Origin of the sequence: Citrobacter sp. Marseille-Q5395 (assembly GCF_947057495.1) — a bacterium.
GTDB classification, from domain to species: Bacteria; Pseudomonadota; Gammaproteobacteria; order Enterobacterales; family Enterobacteriaceae; genus Citrobacter; species Citrobacter murliniae.
Genome location: NZ_CAMSEL010000005.1, coordinates 56,559 through 79,477, shown reverse-complemented (window position 1 = coordinate 79,477; position 22,919 = coordinate 56,559). Strand labels below are relative to the sequence as shown.

17 protein-coding genes are annotated in these 22,919 nt (G+C 52.6%); 6 read left to right on the top strand and 11 right to left on the bottom strand.

The window, feature by feature from the left end; translation table 11 throughout:
• Positions 1–179: 179 nt before the first annotated feature.
• Positions 180–2,573 carry a maltodextrin phosphorylase gene (malP, locus tag OH663_RS06620; RefSeq protein WP_200013165.1) on the top strand — a complete coding sequence of 798 codons (2,394 nt, stop codon included), beginning with the start codon at positions 180–182 and terminating at the stop codon, positions 2,571–2,573.
• Positions 2,574–2,582: 9 nt separating this feature from the next.
• Entirely contained in the window at positions 2,583–4,670 is a 2,088-nt protein-coding gene (gene malQ, locus OH663_RS06615; RefSeq protein ID WP_045448466.1) for a 4-alpha-glucanotransferase, read from the top strand.
• A 76-nt stretch (positions 4,671–4,746) separates the two neighbouring features.
• Here malQ and gntT read toward each other — a convergent pair whose 3' ends face one another.
• The 3 genes from gntT to gntX all read right to left on the bottom strand — a co-directional run bounded on the left by gntT (position 4,747) and on the right by gntX (position 7,697).
• Positions 4,747–6,063: a gluconate transporter gene (gene gntT / locus OH663_RS06610; protein WP_045448464.1), complete on the bottom strand. Its 1,317-nt coding sequence runs from the start codon at positions 6,061–6,063 to the stop codon at positions 4,747–4,749.
• Positions 6,064–6,379: 316 nt separating this feature from the next.
• The gene (gene nfuA / locus OH663_RS06605; RefSeq protein ID WP_045448462.1) at positions 6,380–6,955 is read right to left on the bottom strand and encodes a Fe-S biogenesis protein NfuA; all 576 of its coding nucleotides are present in this window, start codon (positions 6,953–6,955) and stop codon (positions 6,380–6,382) included.
• 58 nt (positions 6,956–7,013) lie between these two features.
• On the bottom strand, positions 7,014–7,697 hold the full coding sequence (gntX, locus tag OH663_RS06600; protein WP_200013166.1) for a DNA utilization protein GntX: 684 nt from the start codon (positions 7,695–7,697) through the stop codon (positions 7,014–7,016).
• A gap of 61 nt (positions 7,698–7,758) precedes the next feature.
• Here gntX and bioH point away from each other — a divergent pair, with 61 nt between their 5' ends.
• Positions 7,759–8,529, top strand: a complete 771-nt coding sequence (gene bioH / locus OH663_RS06595) for a pimeloyl-ACP methyl ester esterase BioH (RefSeq protein WP_048222907.1) — start codon at positions 7,759–7,761, stop codon at positions 8,527–8,529.
• A 43-nt stretch (positions 8,530–8,572) separates the two neighbouring features.
• Here the strand turns inward: bioH and OH663_RS06590 are convergent, their stop codons facing one another.
• The 6 genes from OH663_RS06590 to greB form a co-directional block, all read right to left on the bottom strand.
• Positions 8,573–9,511, bottom strand: coding sequence for an Rpn family recombination-promoting nuclease/putative transposase (locus tag OH663_RS06590; protein WP_200013167.1), 939 nt, complete (start codon positions 9,509–9,511; stop codon positions 8,573–8,575).
• Between the two features lie 225 nt (positions 9,512–9,736).
• The gene (gene feoC / locus OH663_RS06585) at positions 9,737–9,973 is read right to left on the bottom strand and encodes a [Fe-S]-dependent transcriptional repressor FeoC (protein WP_045448454.1); all 237 of its coding nucleotides are present in this window, start codon (positions 9,971–9,973) and stop codon (positions 9,737–9,739) included.
• Positions 9,974–9,984: 11 nt separating this feature from the next.
• On the bottom strand, positions 9,985–12,303 hold the full coding sequence (gene feoB, locus OH663_RS06580; protein WP_045448452.1) for a Fe(2+) transporter permease subunit FeoB: 2,319 nt from the start codon (positions 12,301–12,303) through the stop codon (positions 9,985–9,987).
• An 18-nt stretch (positions 12,304–12,321) separates the two neighbouring features.
• On the bottom strand, positions 12,322–12,549 hold the full coding sequence (gene feoA, locus OH663_RS06575; RefSeq protein WP_045448450.1) for a ferrous iron transporter A: 228 nt from the start codon (positions 12,547–12,549) through the stop codon (positions 12,322–12,324).
• A gap of 403 nt (positions 12,550–12,952) precedes the next feature.
• Positions 12,953–15,292: a Tex family protein gene (locus OH663_RS06570; RefSeq protein WP_200013168.1), complete on the bottom strand. Its 2,340-nt coding sequence runs from the start codon at positions 15,290–15,292 to the stop codon at positions 12,953–12,955.
• Between the two features lie 101 nt (positions 15,293–15,393).
• Positions 15,394–15,867, bottom strand: coding sequence for a transcription elongation factor GreB (gene greB, locus OH663_RS06565; protein ID WP_045448445.1), 474 nt, complete (start codon positions 15,865–15,867; stop codon positions 15,394–15,396).
• Between the two features lie 228 nt (positions 15,868–16,095).
• Between greB and ompR the strand changes: the two genes are divergently transcribed.
• Both ompR and envZ read left to right on the top strand, forming a co-directional pair.
• The gene (gene ompR, locus OH663_RS06560) at positions 16,096–16,815 is read left to right on the top strand and encodes an osmolarity response regulator transcription factor OmpR (RefSeq protein WP_001157751.1); all 720 of its coding nucleotides are present in this window, start codon (positions 16,096–16,098) and stop codon (positions 16,813–16,815) included.
• Positions 16,812–18,164, top strand: coding sequence for a two-component system sensor histidine kinase EnvZ (gene envZ / locus OH663_RS06555; RefSeq protein WP_045448442.1), 1,353 nt, complete (start codon positions 16,812–16,814; stop codon positions 18,162–18,164). The genes ompR and envZ overlap by 4 nt, the downstream gene beginning before the upstream one ends.
• A 91-nt stretch (positions 18,165–18,255) precedes the next feature.
• Here the strand turns inward: envZ and pckA are convergent, their stop codons facing one another.
• Positions 18,256–19,878, bottom strand: coding sequence for a phosphoenolpyruvate carboxykinase (ATP) (gene pckA, locus OH663_RS06550; RefSeq protein WP_045448440.1), 1,623 nt, complete (start codon positions 19,876–19,878; stop codon positions 18,256–18,258).
• Positions 19,879–20,257: 379 nt separating this feature from the next.
• Between pckA and OH663_RS06545 the strand changes: the two genes are divergently transcribed.
• Complete coding sequence (locus tag OH663_RS06545) at positions 20,258–21,976, top strand: DUF4153 domain-containing protein (RefSeq protein ID WP_200013169.1); 1,719 nt, start codon at positions 20,258–20,260, stop codon at positions 21,974–21,976.
• Positions 21,977–22,021: 45 nt separating this feature from the next.
• Here OH663_RS06545 and hslO read toward each other — a convergent pair whose 3' ends face one another.
• On the bottom strand, positions 22,022–22,900 hold the full coding sequence (gene hslO, locus OH663_RS06540; RefSeq protein WP_045449817.1) for an Hsp33 family molecular chaperone HslO: 879 nt from the start codon (positions 22,898–22,900) through the stop codon (positions 22,022–22,024).
• Positions 22,901–22,919: the final 19 nt, after the last annotated feature.

Here is a 22,919-nt window from a genome sequence, read left to right as displayed (position 1 = left end):
TGTACGGGTATTCTGTATCGGTACGAGCCATCACATCCCCTTTAAGTGGCCGCGATCACATTTTTATGCTCATCCCCACTCCTCCTCCCTGCCTAATCCTCGCCAGGATGAGGAAGGTCAACAACGAGCCTGGCAAACTAGCGATAACGTTGTTTATTACCTAAGGATCTGGAATCTCTATGTCACAGCCTACCTTCAACAAAGATCACTTTCAGGCTGCACTGACGCGTCAGTGGCAGCGCTTCGGTTTATTGTCGGCTTCAGAAATGACGTCACGCCAGTGGTGGCAGGCGGTGAGCGGAGCTTTAGCTGAGTTGCTCAGCGCCCAGCCTGCGGCGAAACCGGCAAAAAATCAGCGTCATGTTAACTACATTTCAATGGAGTTTTTGATTGGTCGTCTGACGGGCAATAACTTGCTTAACCTGGGCTGGTATCAGGGCGTGAGCGATGAGCTGAAAGCGCATGACATCAATCTGACCGACCTGCTGGAAGAAGAAATCGATCCGGCGTTGGGTAACGGCGGCCTGGGGCGTCTGGCGGCATGTTTCCTCGATTCGATGGCGACAGTTGGCCAGTCCGCTACGGGCTATGGCCTGAACTACCAGTACGGTCTGTTCCGTCAATCTTTTGCCGACGGTCAGCAGATGGAAGCCCCGGATGACTGGCATCGCGCAAGCTATCCGTGGTTCCGCCATAATGAGGCGCTGGATGTACAGGTCGGTATTGGCGGTAAAGTTAGCAAAGAGGGGCTCTGGGAGCCTGGGTTTACCATCACCGGACAGGCCTGGGATCTGCCGGTACTGGGCTACCGTAACGGCGTGGCGCAACCGCTACGTCTGTGGCAGGCCAGCCATGCACATCCGTTTAACCTGACTAAATTTAACGACGGCGATTTCCTGCGCGCAGAGCAGCAGGGTATTGACGCCGAAAAACTGACTAAAGTGCTGTACCCGAACGACAACCATACGGCAGGTAAAAAACTGCGCCTGATGCAGCAATATTTCCAGTGTGCCTGCTCCGTTGCCGATATTCTGCGCCGTCATCATCTGGCGGGACGTAAATTGCATGAACTGGCTGATTATGAAGTCATTCAACTGAACGATACCCACCCGACCATCGCCATTCCAGAACTGTTGCGCGTGCTGATTGATGAGCACCAGATGAGCTGGGACGACGCATGGGCGATTACCAGTAAGACCTTTGCCTACACCAACCACACGTTGATGCCGGAGGCGCTGGAGTGCTGGGATGAGAAGCTGGTGAAAGCACTGCTGCCGCGTCATATGCAGATTATCAAAGAGATAAACGACAGATTTAAGAAGCTGGTCGATAAAACCTGGCCGGGCGATGCCGCCGTCTGGGCGAAGCTGGCGGTAGTTCACAATAAACAGGTGCGCATGGCGAACATGTGCGTGGTCAGCGGCTTTGCGGTCAATGGTGTGGCAGCGCTGCACTCCTCCCTGGTCGTGAAAGACCTGTTCCCGGAATACCACCAGCTGTGGCCGAATAAATTCCATAACGTCACCAACGGGATTACGCCGCGTCGCTGGATCAAACAGTGCAACCCGGCGCTTGCTGCCTTACTGGATAAATCGCTGAAGAAAGAGTGGGCGAACGATCTCGATCAGTTGATCAATCTGGAAAAATACGCTGACGATGCGACGTTCCGTCAGCAGTATCGCGATATCAAGCTGGCGAACAAAGAGCGGCTGGTGAAGTTTATCAAAGCGCGTACCGGTATTGAGATTACGACCAACGCGATATTTGATATTCAGATCAAACGCCTGCATGAGTACAAACGTCAGCACCTGAACCTGCTGCATATTCTGGCGTTGTACAAAGAAATCCGTGAAAACCCACAGGCGGATCGCGTACCGCGCGTATTCCTGTTTGGCGCGAAAGCGGCACCAGGTTACTACCTGGCAAAAAATATTATCTTCGCCATTAACAAGGTGGCAGAAACCATCAATAACGACCCGAAAGTCGGTGACAAGCTGAAAGTTGTGTTCCTGCCTGATTATTGTGTCTCGGCGGCGGAAATGTTGATTCCGGCGGCGGATATCTCAGAGCAGATCTCGACTGCTGGGAAAGAGGCTTCCGGCACCGGTAACATGAAACTGGCGCTGAACGGGGCGTTAACGGTCGGTACGCTGGACGGTGCGAACGTCGAAATCGCAGAGAAAGTGGGAGACGAGAACATCTTTATCTTTGGTCACACCGTGGAGGAGGTTCAGCGGCTTAAAGCGAAAGGCTATGATCCGGTGAAATGGCGCAAGAAAGACAAAGTGTTGGATGCGGTACTCAAAGAGCTGGAAAGCGGCAAATACAGCGATGGCGATAAGCATGCCTTCGACCAGATGCTGCACAGTATCGGTAAGCAGGGCGGCGATCCGTATCTGGTAATGGCAGATTTCACAGCTTACGTTGAGGCGCAGAAGCAGGTCGACGTATTGTACCGTGACCAGGATGCCTGGACCCGGGCTGCCATTCTGAATACTGCTCGCTGCGGTATGTTCAGTTCGGATCGCTCCATCCGCGATTATCAGGCTCGTATCTGGCAGGCGAAACGCTAAGGAATCGCGATGGAAAGCAAACGTCTGGATAATGCCGCACTGGCGGCGGGGATCAGCCCCAATTACATCAATGCCCACGGTAAACCGCAGTCTATTGGCGCCGAAACCAAGCGGCGTTTGCTTGATGCCATGCATCGCACTACCTCCGCCACGAAAGTGGCGGTAACACCGGTGCCAAACGTCATGGTTTATACAGTGGGGAAAAAAATGCCGCTGGCGGTGGAGGGTAACGGTGAGTTTAGCTGGCTGCTCACCACCGAAGATGGCGTGCAGCACAAAGGTCATGTCTTCGGCGGTAAATCTTTTCACCTTCCGGCGAAGTTGCCGGAGGGGTATCACGCGCTCACCCTGACACAGGGAGAATTGCGTACCCATTGTCGTATTATCGTCGCCCCTAAACGCTGCTATGAGCCGCCGGCTTTGCTGGCCGGGAAAAAGCTGTGGGGCGCATGCGTGCAACTTTACACTCTGCGTTCAGAGAACAACTGGGGGATTGGCGACTTTGGTGATCTCCGCGCCATGCTGGCAGACGTAGCAAAACGTGGCGGGGCGTTTATCGGTCTGAACCCGATTCATGCGCTGTATCCGGCAAATCCGGAGAGTGCCAGCCCGTACAGCCCGTCTTCACGCCGCTGGCTGAACGTTATTTATATTGATGTGAATGCGGTAGACGATTTCCGTCTGAGTAAAGAGGCGCAGGACTGGTGGCAGATGCCATCTACTCAGCAAATTCTGCAACGTGCGCGGGATGCTGAGTGGGTTGATTACTCCACCGTGACCGCGTTGAAGATGACGGCGCTGCGCATGGCGTGGAAAGGTTTCTCTGCCCGTGATGATGAACAGATGGCGGCATTCCGTCGTTTTGTGACTCAGGAGGGCGATAGCCTGTACTGGCAGGCGGCGTTTGACGCGCTGCATGCGCATCAGGTGAAAGAAGATGAATTGCGCTGGGGTTGGCCAGTATGGCCGGAGGGGTTCCAGTCGGTGGACTCACCGCAGGTGAAGCAGTTCTGCGAAGAGTATCGTGATGAAGTGGATTTCTACCTCTGGTTACAGTGGCTGGCATATACCCAGTTTGCCGCCTGCTGGGAAACCAGCCAAGGCTTTGATATGCCAATCGGTCTGTACCGCGACCTGGCGGTCGGCGTCGCAGAAGGCGGAGCGGAAACCTGGTGTGACCGTGAGCTGTATTGCCTGAAAGCTTCCGTTGGCGCACCGCCGGATATCCTCGGCCCGCTCGGCCAAAACTGGGGGCTGCCGCCGATGGATCCGCACATCATCACGGCGCGCGCTTACGAGCCATTTATTGAACTGCTGCGCGCCAATATGCAGAACTGTGGTGCGCTGCGCATTGATCATGTCATGTCGATGCTGCGCTTGTGGTGGATCCCTTACGGTGAGACAGCAGATCACGGTGCGTATGTGCATTATCCGGTAGACGACCTGCTCTCTATTCTGGCGCTGGAAAGTAAACGTCATCACTGCATGGTGATTGGCGAAGACCTGGGTACTGTCCCGGTTGAAATTGTCAGCAAGCTGCGCGACAGCGGCGTGTATTCATACAAAGTGCTCTATTTTGAGAATGACCATGAGAAGAATTTCCGTGCGCCGCAAGCGTACCCGGAACAATCAATGGCAGTCGCGGCGACGCATGACCTTCCAACGCTTAAAGGTTATTGGGACAGCGGTGATTTGACGCTGGGTAAAACGCTGGGGCTGTACCCGGATGAGGTCGTACTGCGCGGCTTGTATCAGGACAGGGAGCTGGCGAAGCAGGGCCTGCTGGATGCGCTGCATAAATATGGCTGTCTGCCGAAACGAGCCGGGCACAAGGCGTCGCTGATGTCGATGACGCCGATCCTCAATCGTGGGATGCAACGCTACATTGCCGACAGTAACAGCGCCCTGCTGGGGCTGCAGCCGGAAGACTGGCTTGATATGGCTGAGCCGGTCAACATCCCTGGGACCAGCTATCAGTATAAAAACTGGCGACGTAAGCTCTCCACTACGCTTGAGAAGATGTTTGCTGATGATGAGGTGAACAAGCTGATTAAGGATTTAGATAAACGGCGAAAAGCAGCCGCCAGGAAGAGGTAAAAAAGAACCCGCCAGATGGCGGGTTCTTTATATTTATGTTGGCCGGGTAAGCATTAGCGAACCCGGCTTTTTTACATCAGATTGCCATATTTAACAGCAGGCACCCTACCAGGCCGCATACCGAAATAATGGTTTCCAGCATTGACCATGACTTGATCGTTTCGCCGATGGTCAGGTTGAAGTATTCCTTGAACAGCCAGAAGCCCGGATCGTTCACGTGGGAGAAAATCACGGAACCCGAACCTACCGCGATAACCATCAGTTCTGGGCTAACGCCGGTGGTCGCAATCAGCGGTGCCACAATCCCACCTGCGGTGATTGCCGCAACGGTGGCAGAACCCAGCGCGATACGCAGTACGGCGGCAATGGACCATGCCATCAGCAGCGGAGATACGTTGGTTTCATGCATCATCGAGGCGATGTATTTGTCGACGCCGCTATCAACCAGAACCTGTTTGAAGGCACCGCCACCACCGATAATCAGCAGCATCATGGCGATGATTTTGATTGAGGAAACCAGCGTGTCGTTAATCTGATCCATCGAACGTCCACGGTTCAGACCAAATGTGAACATCGCAATCAACACCGCAATAAGCGTAGCCATGACCGGGTCGCCGAGGAATTCCGCAACTGGCAGGAAGGCATGTCCTTTCGGCAGGATCATCTCTGCGATAGCACGCATCGCCATCAATACCACCGGAACAAGAGAGGTCCAAACGCTGACGCCAAAGCCAGGCATCTCTTCTTCAGTGAAGGTTTTGGCGCTGTACAGACCTTCCGGGATCGGCTTATCAATACCTTTCAGGAAACGTGCATAAACCGGACCGGCGAGAATAACGGTCGGGATAGCCAGAATCGTACCAAACAGCAGCGTTTTGCCCATATCTGCGTGGAAAATGGTCGCAATAGCGGTCGGGCCCGGGTGCGGTGGTAAGAAACCGTGGGTTACAGACAGCGCAGCGGCCATCGGAACACCAACGTACAGCAGCGGGATATTCGCGGCGGCGGCAATGGTGAATACCAGCGGCAGCATCAGTACGAAGCCAACTTCGTAGAACAGTGCAAAGCCCACGGTGAAGCCGGTTAATACTACCGCCCACTGAATGTGCTTTTTACCGAATTTAGCAATCAGTGTGGTCGCAATACGTTGCGCACCACCGCAGTCTGCCAGCATTTTACCCAGCATGGCGCCAAAACCCATAATCAGGGCAAGGCTGCCAAGGGTTCCGCCGACGCCGGCTTTAATAGAACCGATGACTTTATCCAGTGGCATCCCTTGCATCAATCCGACAGCAAGCGCCACCAGGACGAGAGCGATGAAACCGTTCATTTTGAAACGGATCATCAGGAGGAGTAACAAGATTACACCGATAGCAACGATGACTAATGGCATGATTTACCTGGCCTTTACTTTGTTATGGGTAACGTCAGTGTTTAGATGACAAATTCTGATTGTCCCGACCGGGAACAGAGTATTTACAGCACCAATGCTGATTGCCTTCAAAACTAATCAGTTCAGCTGGCTATTATGGAGTAGTTAGGTGCCCATAAGAATGATACGGGTAACATATGGTGGTTGAAAATCACCTGGGACAGCAAAATTTAAATTATGAGAGGCAGGTCAAATTATGGTGGGGTAATTGCAAGATGGTAGCAGAAGAACGTAGGCCCGGATCGCTGCGCGTCACCGGGCGAATACAGATGGGGACTTAGTAGTAAGAGTGCTCGCCGCGCTGGTGTTCGGTCAAATCGCGAACGCCTTTCAGTTCAGGGAATTCCCCCAGCAGCTGTTTCTCGATGCCTTCTTTCAGCGTGACATCTACCATTGAACAACCGTTACAGCCGCCACCAAACTGCAGAATAGCGTAGCCTTCATCGGTGATCTCCATCAGAGTGACGCGTCCACCGTGGCCAGCCAGTTGCGGGTTGATCTGCGACTGCAGCATGTATTCAACGCGTTCCATCAGCGGCGCATCATCGGATACTTTACGCATTTTCGCATTAGGCGCTTTCAGGGTCAGCTGGGAGCCTAACTGATCGGTAACGAAATCGATTTCAGCATCTTCCAGATAGGGTGCACTCAGTTCATCAACATATGCGGTCAGCAGGGAAAATTTGATGGCGGTGTCGGTTGCTTCCACGGCGTCCGGTGGACAATAAGAAACGCCGCATTCAGCGTTAGGCGTGCCGGGATTAATCACAAATACGCGGATTTGTGTCCCTTCTTCCTGATTTGCCAGCAGTTTGGCAAAGTGCGCTTGTGCAGCATCGGAAATATGGATCATAGTAATGGCCTAATAGTTGACTATTTTACTTGGTTATAATACGCCCATCATCGAGGCTCTACAAGGTTCGACACAGGCACCATACCTGGACAGTCGCCGCGCCGTTGCGCAAAAGTAGTTGCGCGATTTCCGCGACGGTACTTCCGGTAGTGACGACATCATCCACAACAACCATATGGAGTCCCTGTACCGGCAATTCAAGGCGAAAAGCATTTTTCAGGTTGCGTTTGCGTAATCGGGCGCTGAGATGATGCTGCGTGGCGGTCGCCCGAACCCGTGTTATTGCCTGACTGTCCCAGTCACAACCCAGCCAGTGCGCCAAAGGACGGCACAATAAATCGCTCTGGTTAAACCCTCTTCGCCAGTGTCGGCGTTGCCAGAGTGGGACGCTGACGATCCTGTCCGGCAGAGGAAGCCCGCTGGTACGGCGAGCCTGCAACACGTCCAGTAGCAGCAGGCGTGAAAGTGCAGTGGCAATCTCGCTACGGCGCGAAAATTTCAGTTGGTGGATAAGGTTACTCAGCGGCGGAACATAGTCATTGACCGTAACCAACCGCTGCCACGGCGGCGGTTTTTGCAGACACCGGCCGCAGGGAATGGCGGTGTGGGCGGCTGGCATCCCGCACTGGGGGCACAAATTGATATGACGGCGTGTCGCCCGTGTACAAACGGAACAAATTCCCCAATGTCCCAGCGTCAGTGGCATTCGGCATAGCCAGCACAATCCCGGTACTGTTAGCATAGGTTTATCCTTAACAATGTATGCCTACAGGGCTAGGCTCCAAAAAAGAGAACAGTAACTGATGAATGACATCTGGTGGCAGACCCGAGGTTCGGGAAATTGCCATCTTGTGCTGCTGCACGGATGGGGATTGAATGCGGAAGTATGGCATTGCATAAGTGAGGAACTGAGTTCGCATTTCACGCTACATCTTGTCGACTTACCGGGATTTGGCCGTAGTCAGGGTTTCGGCGCGATGCCGCTGGAGGAGATGGCGGAACGTGTTTTACAACAGGCACCAGAGAAAGCCATCTGGCTGGGCTGGAGCCTGGGCGGGCTGGTAGCAAGTCAGGTAGCGTTGACCCATCCTGCTCGTGTTCAGGCGCTGGTTACTGTGGCTTCTTCGCCATGTTTTAGCGCTCGTGATGAGTGGCCGGGTATTAAGCCGGACGTGCTGGCGGGATTCCAGCAACAGCTTAGCGAAGACTTCCAGCGTACGGTAGAGCGTTTTCTGGCGCTACAAACGATGGGAACGGAAACCGCACGTCAGGATGCGCGAACTTTGAAGAAAACGGTGCTGGCATTACCGATGCCGGAAGTGGCAGTACTGAATGGTGGGCTGGAGATCCTGAAAACGGTTGATCTGCGTGAATCTCTCTGCGCATTGCGCATGCCGTTCCTGCGGTTGTATGGATATCTTGATGGGCTGGTACCGCGCAAAGTTGTACCGATGCTGGATGCACTGTGGCCGGAGAGCGAATCTCTGGTGTTTGCCAAAGCGGCACATGCGCCGTTTATCTCGCATCCTGGTGAGTTCTGTGCCGCGCTGATGGCGTTGAAACAGCGGTTATAGCGCCTTTGACTTGCCCGGTGACGCGATGCTTACCGGGCCGACATTAATGCCTTTTTGCCATCAACTCCTCAGCAGAAAGGCCAGTGATTCTGAGAATGGTCAGTCTGTCGATACCGTCGGCTAGCATGGTGGCAGCAATGCGTCGTGCTTCGTCTCGTTTACCTTGTTGTAAGCCCTCCTGTAACCCTTCCTTTAATCCTTCCTGTAACCCATTCATATGCCCTTCCTGGCGTAATCTCTCTGCGATAGTCATCAGTCTCTCCTTGTGTTGAGGTAGGCGTCCGGTTACTTCGTCCATAAATTCTTTGAAATGCGCTGTGTCGCCAGCCTGAATCATGTAATTAAACAGGGCTTTCAACTGGTTGTCATTAGCGTTTCCTTTAACAAGCAGGACGACCAGTTTTTCCACTAATCCCATCAAATCTCGTTTCCGGATATGTTTTTGAATCAGCTCCAGTAGTGCTATACGGCGATGCTGCATGATCTCGTCATCAGCCATTACCGTGATATCTATTAATGGAAAAGTGTTCGCATAAAGTTGTCTGGCTGTCTCCGGATCGTCAAACTTATCCAGCCAGCACAAGGAGTAGGGATATGGGCTGACGGTGCCGTGATAAAAAAGCATGGGGATCACCAGTGGCAGCTTTTTGTGGCCCGCATCCAGATGTCGCTGCATGACTGCAATAGCATAACGCATAAGACGAAACGCCATATGTGCATCCGCGGTGCTCTGATGTTCAATAACCGTGTAGATGTAGCCATCGCCTTCACGAGTTTTTAGTGACCACAACACATCGCAATAGTGCGCACGCAAATCGTCCTCAATAAAACTGCCCGGTTCCAGTTTCAGTGTCTTTAGGTCACAAAGAATACGTAAAGAGTCTGGAAGATGAAGTTGAAGAAAGTCGCGAGCGGTAGCTGGATGGCCCATAAAAGTCTTGAAAATTGCGTCATGCGGCGTAGCTGTAGCGTCAGTATTCATGGCGGTCCGTCACCTGAAGAACAAGATGATGAGACTCTACTTGCCGTAGAAAAGGGAAGCATCCCCGTAATGTTAACGATGTGCAGAGGGTTGGAGGATAAATCTGTTTTGCTGAAAGAGTGACATTCTTATGGAATTCGTTTCGCAAAATCCCGGACAGCATGGATATTAGGTGCCGTTTGTAGGCCGGACAAACGTAGCGTCATCCGGCAAATAGCATTACGTTTAACGCAAAGCCCACCATTCGCGCAGGCAGGCTTTGCCTTCCGGGCAGCTTTTGCAGCTTCCGGAAAGACACCCCTCGGCATCTTCCTGAATTCGCTTCGCTTTGCCCATTTTCTCTAACTGATTCAGCATGGCGTCAATCATTGGCTGCGGGGTATGCAGCGTGTGGCTAATTTGCTTAGCCTCCATACGTCCCCGCAGAGCCAGTAAATCACGAACCTGTATAAGCGATGCCATGATCCACAACCTTAGTGGCAATCGCCAGTCGTGCTGGCACAGCACGAGCTTACCGTTTTGTTGGTTGCCAGCAGCGCAATATCCACACGGCTACGGGCGCGGCGTAGCAGACCCAGCAATACGATGTTAAACAGGATGACGGCTAAAATGCAGACCAGACTGTAGGTCGGGTGCTGACTGTAGCTGACTGCCTGATAGAACAGCGTCGACAGTGAGTAGGCGATATTCAGGCCCCACAGAACGGAGAAGCCCATCCAGCCACGGCTGGATTCACGCGCGATAGCCCCCATAACTGAAATGCACGGAACATACAGCAGTACGAAAATCAGGTAGCTGTAAGCGGCTGCGGCGCTGCCAAATTTTTCGCCCATCACGCCCATGGCACCAGTTGCCATCTCACCGTCACCTTTACTGGCTTCGATAGGGTTAGCCAGGACGCTCAGGCTGAAGGTGTCTTTCAGGCTTTGCCAGGTTTCATCCAGTGCGCCGACTAACTCATCACCGAGGTGGAAATCTGCCGGGTTGAACTCTTCTTCCTGAATATTTTCAGCTGTATAGAGCGTATTCAGTGTACCGACAACCACTTCTTTGGCCATCGCACCGGTGAACAGACCCACGGTGGCCTGCCAGTTATCTTCGTGTACGCCAATCGGTTTAAAGACCGGGGTAATAACGCGGCTGACGGAAGCAAGGGCTGAGTCGTTGATGTTATCGACGATTTTCCCGCTCAGGGAGAAACTGTTAAACGCGCTAAGGAAAATACTGACAATGATAATGACTTTACCGGCACGGAGAACGAAGCCTTTCAGGCGCTGCCAGGTCTGGATGATCAGGCTTTTAATATGCGGGACGTGATAAACCGGCAGTTCCATCACGAACGGCGTTGCTTCGCCACGCATGATGGTGTGCTTGAGCATCAGGCCAGTCAGCACTGCCATGACGATACCTAACACATATAGCGAGAAGACCGCCAGCGCACCGTTCTGACCAAAGAATGCCGCTGCAAACACAGCGAAAATCGCCAGACGTGCTCCGCAGGACATAAACGGTGCCATCATGATGGTCATCAGACGTTCACGCGGCGCATCCAGTGTACGTGCGCCCATCACCGACGGTACGTTACAGCCGAAACCAACAATCAGCGGGACAAACGATTTACCCGGTAGCCCCAGTGCCTGCATCAGACGGTCCATTACAAACGCGGCTCGCGCCATGTAGCCGGAGTCTTCGAGGAAGGAGAGAAACAGGTACATCATACCGATTTGAGGGACCAGTGGCAGAACGGTGTTAATCCCGCCGCCAAGACCCTGCGCCAGGAAGATGGTCAGCCAGTCCGGGAAGTGCAGCGTGTAACCAATCCATTGAATACCATGGATAAAGAGTGCCACTGAACCGACGTCAAATAACGGCTGCAGCGCGCCACCGATGTTAATGGCGAGCAGGAACATCAGGTACATCACGAACAGGAATATTGGCAGACCGAGGAAGCGGTTGAGGACGATTTTATCGACAGCGGTGGTGAAGCGGCTTGGCTCGGCGGTCAGCGTGTTGCTGACGGTATCGCAGATCGCGGCAATGCACTGGTATCGCGCATCGGCAATGTGCAGCGCGGGATCGTCCATCGTTTCACTCAGACGGGCAATTGCACCATCCAGATTTTGAGCAGCATCGCCCGCGTAGGCGCGGCTGTAGATATCGCCTTCCAGCATTTGCAGGCCAAGCCAGCGACGTTGTTGTAGCGGCATCTCTTCGGTCATTGCGTCAGCCAGAGAATCTGCTTCACGTAGCAGTGGCTGAGCATAATGGACCAACTCGACGGCGTCGTTCTCTTTATAGCGATCGATAGCCAGCTTCAGCGCTTCAATCCCACGTCCACGCGTAGAAACCAGTGGAACCACTGGGCAGCCAAGACGGGCGGAAAGCGCGTCGATATCAATACGGATTTGCTGCTTCTCAGCAATGTCCAGCATGTTAAGCGCGACGATACAGGGGATACCCAGTTCAAGCAGTTGCAGCGTCAGGTAGAGGTTGCGCTCAAGGTTTGAGGCATCGACGACGTTGATAAGCAAGTCGGCGTCGCCGCTTAAAATATAGTGACAGGCAATTTGCTCATCGAGGGAGGTCTGGGATGAGATCGTCGTCAGTGAATACGTACCTGGTAAGTCCACCAGCGTGACCTGATGGTCCGTCGTCGCAAAATGACCTTCTTTACGCTCAACGGTGACTCCAGCCCAGTTGCCTACACGCTGACGCGCGCCGGTGAGCTGATTGAATAAAGTTGTCTTGCCGGAATTAGGATTACCAATTAAACCAATGGTTAGTTTTTTCATTTTTATTGACTCACTGTATTAACAGGAAACCGCTTCCACTTCTAATAACGCCAGATCTTTTTTACGCAATACCAGACTTACGCGGCGAGTTTCAATGTGGATAGGATCACCCAAAGGTGCGACACGTACCACGTTGAATGATGAGCCTGGTAGCATGCCGAGTGACAATAACTTCTGACGGTACGCCGGACTGATTTCACGAGAAAAACCGGTAATTTTCCACGCAGTGTCTGGAGTGAATTGCATAGGGACCTACTTATATCTCGCTAACTGGATGATTACCTCATGGGGCTGCAGGGCGGCATGAGACCAGATGATTAGCTAACGGAGGAAAGAGTAAATAATCAACAATGCAATGATAATGAGAATGGTTTTTATCATCAATAGAATAAGTGTGACGGAATGTAGAATTGGATAATAATTTGAGTCAATTTTGATATGCCTCAACATTTAATCTGGTTTGAGACCGTTAATTTAATTCGGCAATTATTGATTTTTTAATGTTTAATTAAGGTTTCATCTGTTAACGATGTGAAAATTAATTGTGCGGTTAGTCCTTGGCTAATTAAATAACCGCTTCAATTTGTATTATTTAATTGTTAATCGAAGTGATATAGCCGGGGGAGCACAAGTGCCCCCCGGCATTCTGTCAGCGTTTCTTACCCATCGCCGCCGCCAGTGCATCCATCATGGCGCTGTTGCCGGCAGGCTGTGTATCACGCCCGCGCGGTTTTGCCGCTTTAGCTGCCGCTGCCGGGCGATTGCCCTGAGCGCGATCATTGCTACCGCCGCCGCGACGGGCGTTGGTTTCACCTGGCTGTTCGTCCAGACGCATGGTCAGGGCGATACGCTTGCGTGGTAGATCCACTTCCAGCACTTTCACCTTCACAATGTCTCCCGCTTTCACCACGGTGTGTGGATCTTCGACGAACTTATTCGACAGAGAGGAGATATGTACCAGACCGTCCTGGTGAACGCCAATATCAACAAATGCACCGAAGTTAGTGACGTTGGTGACTGCGCCTTCCAGAATCATTCCTGGCAGCAGGTCATTCATGGTTTCCACGCCATCAGCAAACTGTGCGGTTTTGAACTCCGGACGCGGATCTCGGCCCGGTTTTTCCAGCTCTTTGATGATGTCGGTGACGGTCGGCACCCCGAAACGTTCGTCGGTAAAGTCAGATGCCTTCAGGTTACGCAGTTCATTGCTGTTGCCCATCAGGTCACGCAGTGACTGCTCGGTCGCAGCCAGAATACGTTCTACGATCGGATAGGCTTCCGGGTGCACGGTCGAGGCATCCAGCGGGTTATCGCCGTGGTTGATGCGCAGAAAGCCCGCACACTGTTCAAACGCTTTTGGCCCCAGTCGGCTGACTTTTAGTAGCTGCTGACGATTCTGGAACTGACCGTTCTCATCACGCCAGGCAACAATATTTTGCGCCATCATCCGGGTCAGGCCCGCGACACGCGTTAACAGCGGGACGGAGGCGGTGTTCAGGTCTACGCCGACGGCGTTTACGCAGTCTTCCACCACCGCATCCAGCTTACGGGCAAGCTGTGTCTGGCTAACGTCGTGTTGATACTGACCGACACCGATCGATTTCGGATCAATTTTCACCAATTCAGCCAGTGGATCCTGCAGACGACGGGCGATAGAGACCGCACCGCGCAGTGAGACGTCGAGATCAGGAAACTCCTGTGCGGCCAGTTCGGAAGCGGAGTAGACCGATGCCCCGGCTTCGCTGACGATCACTTTTTGCGCGGTGACTTTCGGGAACTGTTTTTGCACATCCAGGAAGAAGCGTTCGGTTTCGCGGGACGCGGTGCCGTTACCAATCGCTACCAGTTCAACGTTGTATTTTTCACACAGCGCAGCAACGGCAACGGCGGCTTTGGCTGCCTGACCGGTATGTGGATAAATGGTGTCGGTAGCAACCAGTTTGCCGGTGCCGTCGACAACCGCAACCTTAACGCCGGTACGCAGGCCGGGATCGAGACCCATCGTAGCACGCAGGCCTGCCGGAGCAGCCATCAACAGATCGTGCAGGTTTCGGGCAAAGACGTTAATCGCCTCATCTTCCGCACGCTCGCGCACGGTCCCCATAAGTTCAGTCTCAAGATGCATCAGCACTTTGATGCGCCATGTCCAACTGACGACGCCTTTTCGCCAGCTGTCTGCTGGTGCGTTGTTCAGTCGCAGGCCAAGGTGATCCTGAATTATCTGCTCACCGTGACTCTCTTTTGGCGGCTCATCGAATTGCGGATCGGCATTCAATGAAAGCTGTAGCACGCCTTCGTTACGGCCACGGAACATTGCCAGTGCGCGGTGAGAAGGGACGCTGGAAATCGGTTCATGGTGATCGAAGTAATCACGGAATTTTGCGCCTTCCTCTTCTTTACCGCTCACTACGGTGGAAACCAGATGCGCATTCTTCCACAGGTAATCACGCACTTTTGCCAGCAGCGCAGCGTCTTCAGCAAAACGTTCCATCAGGATGTAACGTGCGCCGTCGAGTGCGGCTTTAGTATCCGCTACGCCATTGTCGGCGTTGATGTATTGTGCCGCTGTGGTTTCTGGATCGTGGGAAGGTTCGTTCCACAGCAGATCAGCCAACGGCTCAAGTCCGGCTTCAATGGCGATTTGTCCGCGGGTGCGGCGTTTTGGTTTGTACGGCAGATAGAGGTCTTCGAGTTCGGTCTTACTTAACGTGCCGTTGATCGCTTTCGCCAGGTCGTCGGTCAGTTTGCCTTGCTCGCTGATAGATTTGAGAATGGCCTGACGGCGGTCTTCCAGTTCACGTAAATAACCCAGACGGCTTTCCAGGTTACGCAACTGCGTGTCATCCAGACCGCCGGTGATTTCCTTACGATAACGTGCGATAAACGGCACGGTGTTCCCTTCGTCAAGCAGGCGAACGGCAGCTTCTACCTGTTCGGCGCGAGCCTGAATTTCACCCGCGATAATGCGGCAGAACGAATCATTCATCATGGATTTAGTTTCATCTTTAGGATCAAAAATCAGGGGATAGTTATACGGACTGACACGCCAAAATGCCAGCCGAGACCCGATTCTCTCGGAATGTTCCAGGCTTATTTAACGTATTCAATCTCGTTAACGTACCAGCTGGCTTCCCCGGCAGGTGTGTTCACCACCGCGAGATCGCCCACCTCTTTTTTTAGCAGTGCTCGTGCCATCGGTGAGTCGATAGAGATGTAATCCTTACGACCAAAAATTTCATCGTATCCGACAATGCGGAATTTGCGGGTATCGCCATCATCATTTTCAATCTCAACCCACGCGCCAAAGAATACTTTGCCCTCCTGCTGTGGGGAGTAATCGACTATTTTCAGATTCTCCATGCACTTCGTCAAATAACGGACACGCCTGTCAATCTCTCGCAGGCGCTTTTTATTATACTGGTAGTCAGCATTTTCGCTGCGGTCGCCCAGACTTGCGGCCCAGGTGACTTTTTTGGTGACTTCCGGGCGCTCTTCACGCCAGAGATAATTCAGCTCTTGTTTGAGTTTTTCATACCCTTCACGGGTTATCAGGGGCGTTTTCATCTTATTGTTTTACCTTCGACTCTGTGATGATGCGCACAATTAGTATTACGTGAGCATATCAACAGAATAAATAATGTATTGCGAGAAACATTGTATACTTAAGCTGCTGTTTAATATGCTTTGTAACAATTTAGCCTGGAATTCATACCAGAATTCACTGGTTACTCTCGTAAGCTTTCTTAAGAATACACACTTACAATTGTTGCGAACCTTTGGGAGTATAAAACAATGCAAGAGAACTATAAGATTCTGGTGGTCGATGACGACATGCGCCTGCGTGCGCTGCTGGAGCGTTATCTGACTGAGCAGGGCTTCCAGGTTCGAAGCGTCGCAAACGCTGAGCAGATGGATCGTCTGCTAACCCGTGAATCCTTCCACCTTATGGTACTGGATCTAATGCTTCCTGGTGAAGATGGCCTGTCAATTTGCCGCCGCCTGCGCAGTCAGAGTAACCCGATGCCCATCATTATGGTGACGGCGAAGGGCGAAGAAGTTGACCGTATCGTCGGGCTGGAAATCGGTGCTGACGACTACATCCCTAAACCGTTTAACCCGCGTGAACTGCTGGCGCGTATTCGCGCTGTGCTGCGTCGTCAGGCGAATGAGCTACCGGGCGCGCCTTCTCAGGAAGAAGCGGTAATTGCTTTCGGTAAGTTCAAACTGAACCTCGGTACTCGCGAAATGTTCCGCGAAGATGAGCCTATGCCGCTGACCAGCGGTGAATTTGCGGTGCTGAAAGCGCTGGTCAGTCACCCGCGTGAACCGCTGTCTCGCGATAAGCTGATGAATCTTGCCCGTGGTCGCGAGTATTCCGCGATGGAACGTTCCATTGACGTGCAGATTTCTCGTCTGCGTCGCATGGTGGAAGAGGATCCAGCACATCCGCGTTACATTCAGACCGTATGGGGTCTGGGCTACGTCTTTGTCCCGGACGGTTCTAAAGCATGAGGCGAATGCGCTTCTCGCCACGAAGTTCGTTTGCTCGCACATTATTGCTCATCGTCACCTTGCTTTTTGCAAGCCTGGTGACGACTTATCTGGTGGTGCTGAACTTCGCGATCCTGCCGAGCCTCCAGCAGTTTAATAAGGTCCTGGCCTACGAAGTTCGTATGCTGATGACCGATAAACTGCAACTGGAGGACGGTACACAGCTGGTTGTGCCTCCCGCATTCCGCCGGGAAATTTACCGTGAGCTGGGAATTTCCCTCTATTCCAACGAAGCCGCTGAAGAAGCTGGACTGCGTTGGGCGCAACACTATGAATTCTTAAGCCATCAGATGGCGCAACAGCTCGGTGGCCCGACGGAAGTTCGCGTTGAGGTCAACAAAAGCTCGCCTGTTGTCTGGCTGAAAACCTGGCTGTCGCCTAATATCTGGGTGCGCGTACCACTGACGGAAATCCATCAAGGCGATTTCTCACCGCTGTTCCGCTATACGTTGGCGATTATGCTGCTGGCTATCGGGGGGGCGTGGCTGTTTATTCGTATCCAGAACCGACCGCTGGTAGATCTTGAGCATGCGGCATTGCAGGTGGGGAAAGGTATTATCCCACCGCCGCTGCGAGAGTATGGCGCTTCAGAGGTGCGTTCTGTTACCCGTGCTTTCAACCATATGGCGGCGGGCGTTAAGCAACTCGCCGATGACCGAACCCTGCTGATGGCGGGAGTCAGCCACGATCTGCGTACGCCGCTGACGCGTATTCGTCTGGCGACGGAAATGATGGGCGAAGAAGATGGTTATCTTGCGGAGTCCATCAATAAGGATATTGAAGAGTGTAACGCCATTATCGAGCAGTTCATCGATTACCTGCGGACGGGTCAGGAGATGCCAATGGAGATGGCGGATCTGAACTCCGTGCTGGGGGAAGTGGTTGCGGCGGAAAGTGGTTATGAGCGTGAAATTGACACCGCACTGCAGCCTGGCGTTATTCAGGTGAAGATGCATCCACTGTCGATTAAACGTGCGGTCGCCAATATGGTGGTTAACGCAGCCCGCTATGGTAATGGCTGGATTAAGGTCAGCAGCGGAACGGAGCCTCATCGCGCCTGGTTCCAGGTGGAAGATGATGGTCCGGGTATCAAGCCGGAGCAACGCAAACATCTGTTCCAGCCGTTTGTCCGCGGCGACAGCGCGCGTAGCACCAGTGGTACCGGTCTGGGTCTGGCTATCGTACAGCGTATTATTGATAACCATAACGGTATGCTGGAAATTGGTACCAGTGAGCGCGGGGGATTGTCGATTCGCGCCTGGCTTCCGGTTCCTTTCACCCGCGTACAGGGTGCAACTAAAGACGTATAAAAAAGGGAGGCGCGATGCCTCCCTTTTTGTCTCGGTCATTTCTGTGTCATTTCTGTTGACCGGAAGGATACCCACCTTCCGGCACGTCAATTTACAGTTTCGGACCTGCGCTAACCAATGCAGCACCAGCTGGTGTATCGGTGTACTTCTCAAAGTTCTCGATAAACAGTTTCGCCAATGCATTGGCTTTTTCCTGCCATTGCTCTGGTGATGCGTAGGTATTACGCGGATCGAGAATACGCGTATCCACGCCCGGCAGTTCCGTTGGGATCGCCAGGTCAAACATCGGCAGACTGAACGTTTCTGCATCATCCAGCGAACCGTTCAGAATGGCGTCGATAATGGCGCGAGTATCTTTAATTGAGATACGCTTGCCGGTACCGTTCCAGCCGGTATTCACCAGATAAGCCTGTGCGCCTGCGGCCTGCATACGTTTCACCAGAACTTCTGCATACTGGGTTGGGTGCAGTGACAGGAATGCCGCACCGAAGCAGGCAGAGAAGGTTGGGGTCGGCTCAGTCACACCACGCTCGGTACCGGCCAGTTTAGCGGTAAAGCCTGAGAGGAAGTGGTACTGAGTTTGATCTGCTGTCAGGCGAGAGACTGGCGGCAGAACACCAAAAGCATCGGCGGTCAGGAAGATTACCTTGGTGGCATGGCCCGCTTTTGACACCGGCTTAACGATATTGTCGATGTGATAAATCGGGTAGGAAACACGGGTATTCTCGGTTTTAGAACCGTCGTCGAAATCGATAGAACCGTCTTCACGAACGGTGACGTTTTCCAGCAGCGCATCACGGCGGATTGCATTGTAGATTTCCGGCTCGGCATCTTTAGACAGCTTGATAGTCTTCGCGTAGCAGCCGCCTTCAAAGTTAAATACACCATCGTCATCCCAACCGTGCTCATCGTCGCCAATCAGGCGGCGTTTCGGGTCGGTGGACAGGGTGGTTTTACCGGTACCTGAGAGGCCAAAGAAGACCGCCACATCACCTTTTTCGCCTACGTTCGCAGAGCAGTGCATGGATGCAATACCCTTCAGCGGCAGCAGGTAGTTCATGACGGAGAACATACCTTTCTTCATCTCGCCGCCGTACCAGGTGCCACCGATCAACTGAATACGTTCAGTCAGGTTGAATGCAACGAAGTTTTCAGAGTTCAGACCCTGCTCTTTCCATTGTGGGTTGGTGCATTTTGCGCCGTTCATTACGATAAAATCAGGTTTAAAATCAACCAGTTCCTCATCGCTCGGACGGATGAACATATTTTTGACAAAATGCGCCTGCCAGGCGACTTCGGTAATGAAGCGCACGGAAAGACGGGTATCTGCGTTGGCACCGCAGAACGCATCAACGATAAACAGGCGCTTGCCAGAAAGTTGTTGGGTGACTAACCCTTTCAGATGCTGCCAGGTTTCCTGGGAGAGCGGTTTGTTGTCGTTCTTGCCTTTACCTTTGTCGGACCACCACAGCGTGTCACGCGTGGTGTCATCGCGGACAATGTACTTATCCTTCGGCGAACGCCCGGTAAAGATACCGGTATCAACTGCAACGGCGCCCAGGTTAGTTAATACGCCACGCTCGTAACCTTCCAGGTTTGGATCAAGTTCTTCCTGGTACAACAGGTCGTAGCTTGGATTGTAAACGATATCCTGAACGTCATTGATACCATAAGCCTTGAGATCTTGCGGGGTTAAACTGGTGTTCACACGCATTTCACTGCTCCTTAGCCAATATGTATTACCTGGAATAGTAAGGTTTTTTAGGGGTTGCTAACCGCGACAAGGCTCATAGATTTACGTATCCGGGCAAAATCACGGGCGACCGAATACGCTGCGACTCCTGTCACAAAGAGGCGGATATTATGGCAGGAAACCCTTTTTTGTTGTGGAAAATGTTCTTAAAACGTTAATGGAGAGTGTATTTGGCGGGAATGTTGTGAGTGTAATCGCATTCATGTAAGAAAATAACGTAACTAAAACATGAGAAATATCGATTCACTTCGCGCAGTTGTGGACTGAAAGCGGCATGTTGGTGCAACGAATTGTGAAGATGATGCGATAATTAGCCTTTCTCTCCAGTCAGGATAACGATATGGATAGTGTTGAACTTTCACCTACGACTCGTTGGGGCATGATGTTAGTCGGCCTGCTGCAAGGCGTGTTGTGTTATCTGCTGATGACATACCTCATACCTCATAACAGCGACTGGCTGTTCTATGGGATGCCCGTAACGGTTGCGCTGACTTCGGCACTTCTGCTTACCGTCGTTTCTTTTAGTCAGCGTGCGCTGTGGTACTGGATGGCACTGATCTTCGTTGTTGTGCTGGCGATGAGCGTTTGGCTGAAATGGAACGTCGGGGGCAGTAATCGGTGGAGGCAGGAAGACGTTTTTTTCGTTTACGGCTGGCGCTTACTTCTCATGGCAATGCTGGCACTGCCCTGGATTCAATACCAACTCCACGCGCGTACCGATCAGTCTCGCTATTCTCAGTTTTATACCTGCTTTTGGCTTAACACGCTGACGCTGCTGATTATGTTTGTCACTAACGGCTTGTTCTGGCTGGTGCTCCTGCTGTGGAGTGAGATGTTTAAGCTCGTCGATATTACCTTCTTTAAGACGCTTTTCTTTGAGACCGATTGGTTCGGTTATGTGGCATTTAGCTTGATTACCGCACTGGCGGTAGTTCTGGCGCGTACGCAGTCGCGTTTGGTGGCTGCCGTTCAAAAGTTACTGACATTTATCGCTACGGGTCTTTTACCGCTGGTTGCGCTGTTAGCGCTGATGTTTATGCTGACCGTGCCTTTCACCGGGCTGGAGGCGATTTCACAGCGGGTGTCGGCGGCTGGCTTGATGTCCACGTTGACGCTGATCCTCCTGCTGTTGATGGCCATTGTGCGTGAGCCGCAAAAAGAGGCGTTACCCTATCCTGGCGCGTTACGCTATCTGATCAAATTCTCACTCGTTGTCGCCCCCATTTATATGCTGATTGCCGGTTGGGCACTATGGGTGCGCATTCACCAATATGGCTGGACGCCTGAGCGCTTGCATGGTGTGCTGGTTGTCGTTGTGCTGCTGACCTGGTCGCTTGGCTATCTGGCGAGCATATTATGTCGTGGCCGTAACCCACTTGAAATTCAGGGAAAGGTTATCCTTGGTGTTTCATTACTGGCCCTGGGGCTGTTGATTCTGTTGACGTCGCCCGTACTCGACGCATGGCGCATTAGCGTCAACAGTCATATGGCACGCTACTACAGTGGTAAAAATACGCCGGATCAGGTCAGTCTGTATATGCTGGATCGTAGCGGAAAACCGGGACGGGCAGCGTTGGAGGCATTACGCAATGATGAGGCGTTCAACAAGGATAGTAAGCGCAGGCGTGACTTAAACTCACTTCTACAGGGAGAGCACGATCCGATTAAGACTCTGACCGCGACACAGCTAGCTCCAAAGGTGATGATCGCGCCGGGCAGCAAGAAGCCAGACGAGGCGTTCTGGGTGTTTGTCAAAGGGCAGAGCTACCGTATTAGCTCCTGTTTTGAACAGGACGCATGTGTGCTCGTTGATCAGGATCTCAACGCTGATGGCAAGCCTGAACAGGTGCTGTATGCATTTGCTGAGGGAGAAAGTCTGGTCATTGGTATGAAAGGGGAACAATGGGATCTGGTCGCCGTTGCTCAGTTACCGGAGGGATTCAATAAGGACCAACTTCTGCAGGCGCTGGTGAATCATAAACTGGATTCAGCCCCCAGAGTCTGGCGGGATATCACCATTAATGGCGAACGGCTAAAAATGAATTATTACGCTGAGTAAGCGAGCGTTAGCCCGGCAGGATGAACAGCCCGCCGGGCTAAGAACTTAATGCACCTGCGGGTCAGCAGGGGACGCGTTACTACGGATCTCAGCAATATCCATAGCGTTAAACAGATAGTGGCTACCGCAGTAATCGCAGTGCATATCGATTTCGCCTTCTTCTGCCAGAATGCTGTCCACTTCTTCGTCCGGCAGCGTTTTCAGTGCGCCAGCACAACGTTCGCGTGAACAGGTACATTTGAACTCAACATCCTGCGGATCGTAAAGCGTCACTTCTTCTTCGTGGTACAAACGCCACAGTACTTCGTTGGCAGGCAGCGTTAGCAGTTCTTCAGCTTTAATGGTTTCTGTCAGCGCAGCAAGGTGATCAAAATCATCCGCCTGCGCATTTTGTGCTGGCATCACCTGCAGCAGCATACCGCCAGCTGCTGGTTTGCCATCAACGTCGCCAGTACGGATAAAGAGACGCGTTGGCAGCTGTTCTGAACGCAGGAAGTAGTCTTCCAGACAGGCCGCCAGAGTATCTCCTTCCAGACCGACCACGCCCTGATAGCGCTCGCCTTCTTCCGGGGTAATGGTGATCACCAGATAGCCGTTGCCGACCAGAGTTTTCAGGTCGGCATTTTCAGGGATATCGCCCTGTATGCGAGCGACTCCGCGCATTTGCTGATTGTTGTTGCCATTAATTACCGCCAGGCTGAGCGGGCCATCGCCTTGCAACTGTACGGTGATATCACCGGCAAATTTCAGTGTAGCGGTCAGCAGGCTGGTAGCAACCAGCAGCTCGGCCAGCACGGTTTTGACCGGCTGCGGGTAAGTATGGTTTTCGAGGATCTGTTGCAGGGTTTCCGAAACGGTTACCAGCTCGCCGCGCACGGCAAAGTTTTCAAACAGATAACGATGTAATTGGTCATGTTGCGGCATAATCATCTCTCTTGCAGGT

Excerpts from the sequence above, each read along its gene's own strand:
- envZ (WP_045448442.1), top strand. The coding sequence starts at position 16,812 with ATGAGGCGAATGCGCTTCTCGCCACGAAGTTCGTTTGCTCGCACATTA.
- feoB (WP_045448452.1), bottom strand. The coding sequence starts at position 12,303 with ATGAAAAAACTAACCATTGGTTTAATTGGTAATCCTAATTCCGGCAAG.
- ompR (WP_001157751.1), top strand. The coding sequence starts at position 16,096 with ATGCAAGAGAACTATAAGATTCTGGTGGTCGATGACGACATGCGCCTG.
- malP (WP_200013165.1), top strand. The coding sequence starts at position 180 with ATGTCACAGCCTACCTTCAACAAAGATCACTTTCAGGCTGCACTGACG.
- bioH (WP_048222907.1), top strand. The coding sequence starts at position 7,759 with ATGAATGACATCTGGTGGCAGACCCGAGGTTCGGGAAATTGCCATCTT.
- OH663_RS06590 (WP_200013167.1), bottom strand. The coding sequence starts at position 9,511 with ATGAATACTGACGCTACAGCTACGCCGCATGACGCAATTTTCAAGACT.
- gntT (WP_045448464.1), bottom strand. The coding sequence starts at position 6,063 with ATGCCATTAGTCATCGTTGCTATCGGTGTAATCTTGTTACTCCTCCTG.
- feoA (WP_045448450.1), bottom strand. The coding sequence starts at position 12,549 with ATGCAATTCACTCCAGACACTGCGTGGAAAATTACCGGTTTTTCTCGT.
- feoC (WP_045448454.1), bottom strand. The coding sequence starts at position 9,973 with ATGGCATCGCTTATACAGGTTCGTGATTTACTGGCTCTGCGGGGACGT.
- hslO (WP_045449817.1), bottom strand. The coding sequence starts at position 22,900 with ATGCCGCAACATGACCAATTACATCGTTATCTGTTTGAAAACTTTGCC.
- malQ (WP_045448466.1), top strand. The coding sequence starts at position 2,583 with ATGGAAAGCAAACGTCTGGATAATGCCGCACTGGCGGCGGGGATCAGC.
- greB (WP_045448445.1), bottom strand. The coding sequence starts at position 15,867 with ATGAAAACGCCCCTGATAACCCGTGAAGGGTATGAAAAACTCAAACAA.
- OH663_RS06545 (WP_200013169.1), top strand. The coding sequence starts at position 20,258 with ATGGATAGTGTTGAACTTTCACCTACGACTCGTTGGGGCATGATGTTA.
- pckA (WP_045448440.1), bottom strand. The coding sequence starts at position 19,878 with ATGCGTGTGAACACCAGTTTAACCCCGCAAGATCTCAAGGCTTATGGT.
- nfuA (WP_045448462.1), bottom strand. The coding sequence starts at position 6,955 with ATGATCCATATTTCCGATGCTGCACAAGCGCACTTTGCCAAACTGCTG.
- gntX (WP_200013166.1), bottom strand. The coding sequence starts at position 7,697 with ATGCTAACAGTACCGGGATTGTGCTGGCTATGCCGAATGCCACTGACG.
- OH663_RS06570 (WP_200013168.1), bottom strand. The coding sequence starts at position 15,292 with ATGATGAATGATTCGTTCTGCCGCATTATCGCGGGTGAAATTCAGGCT.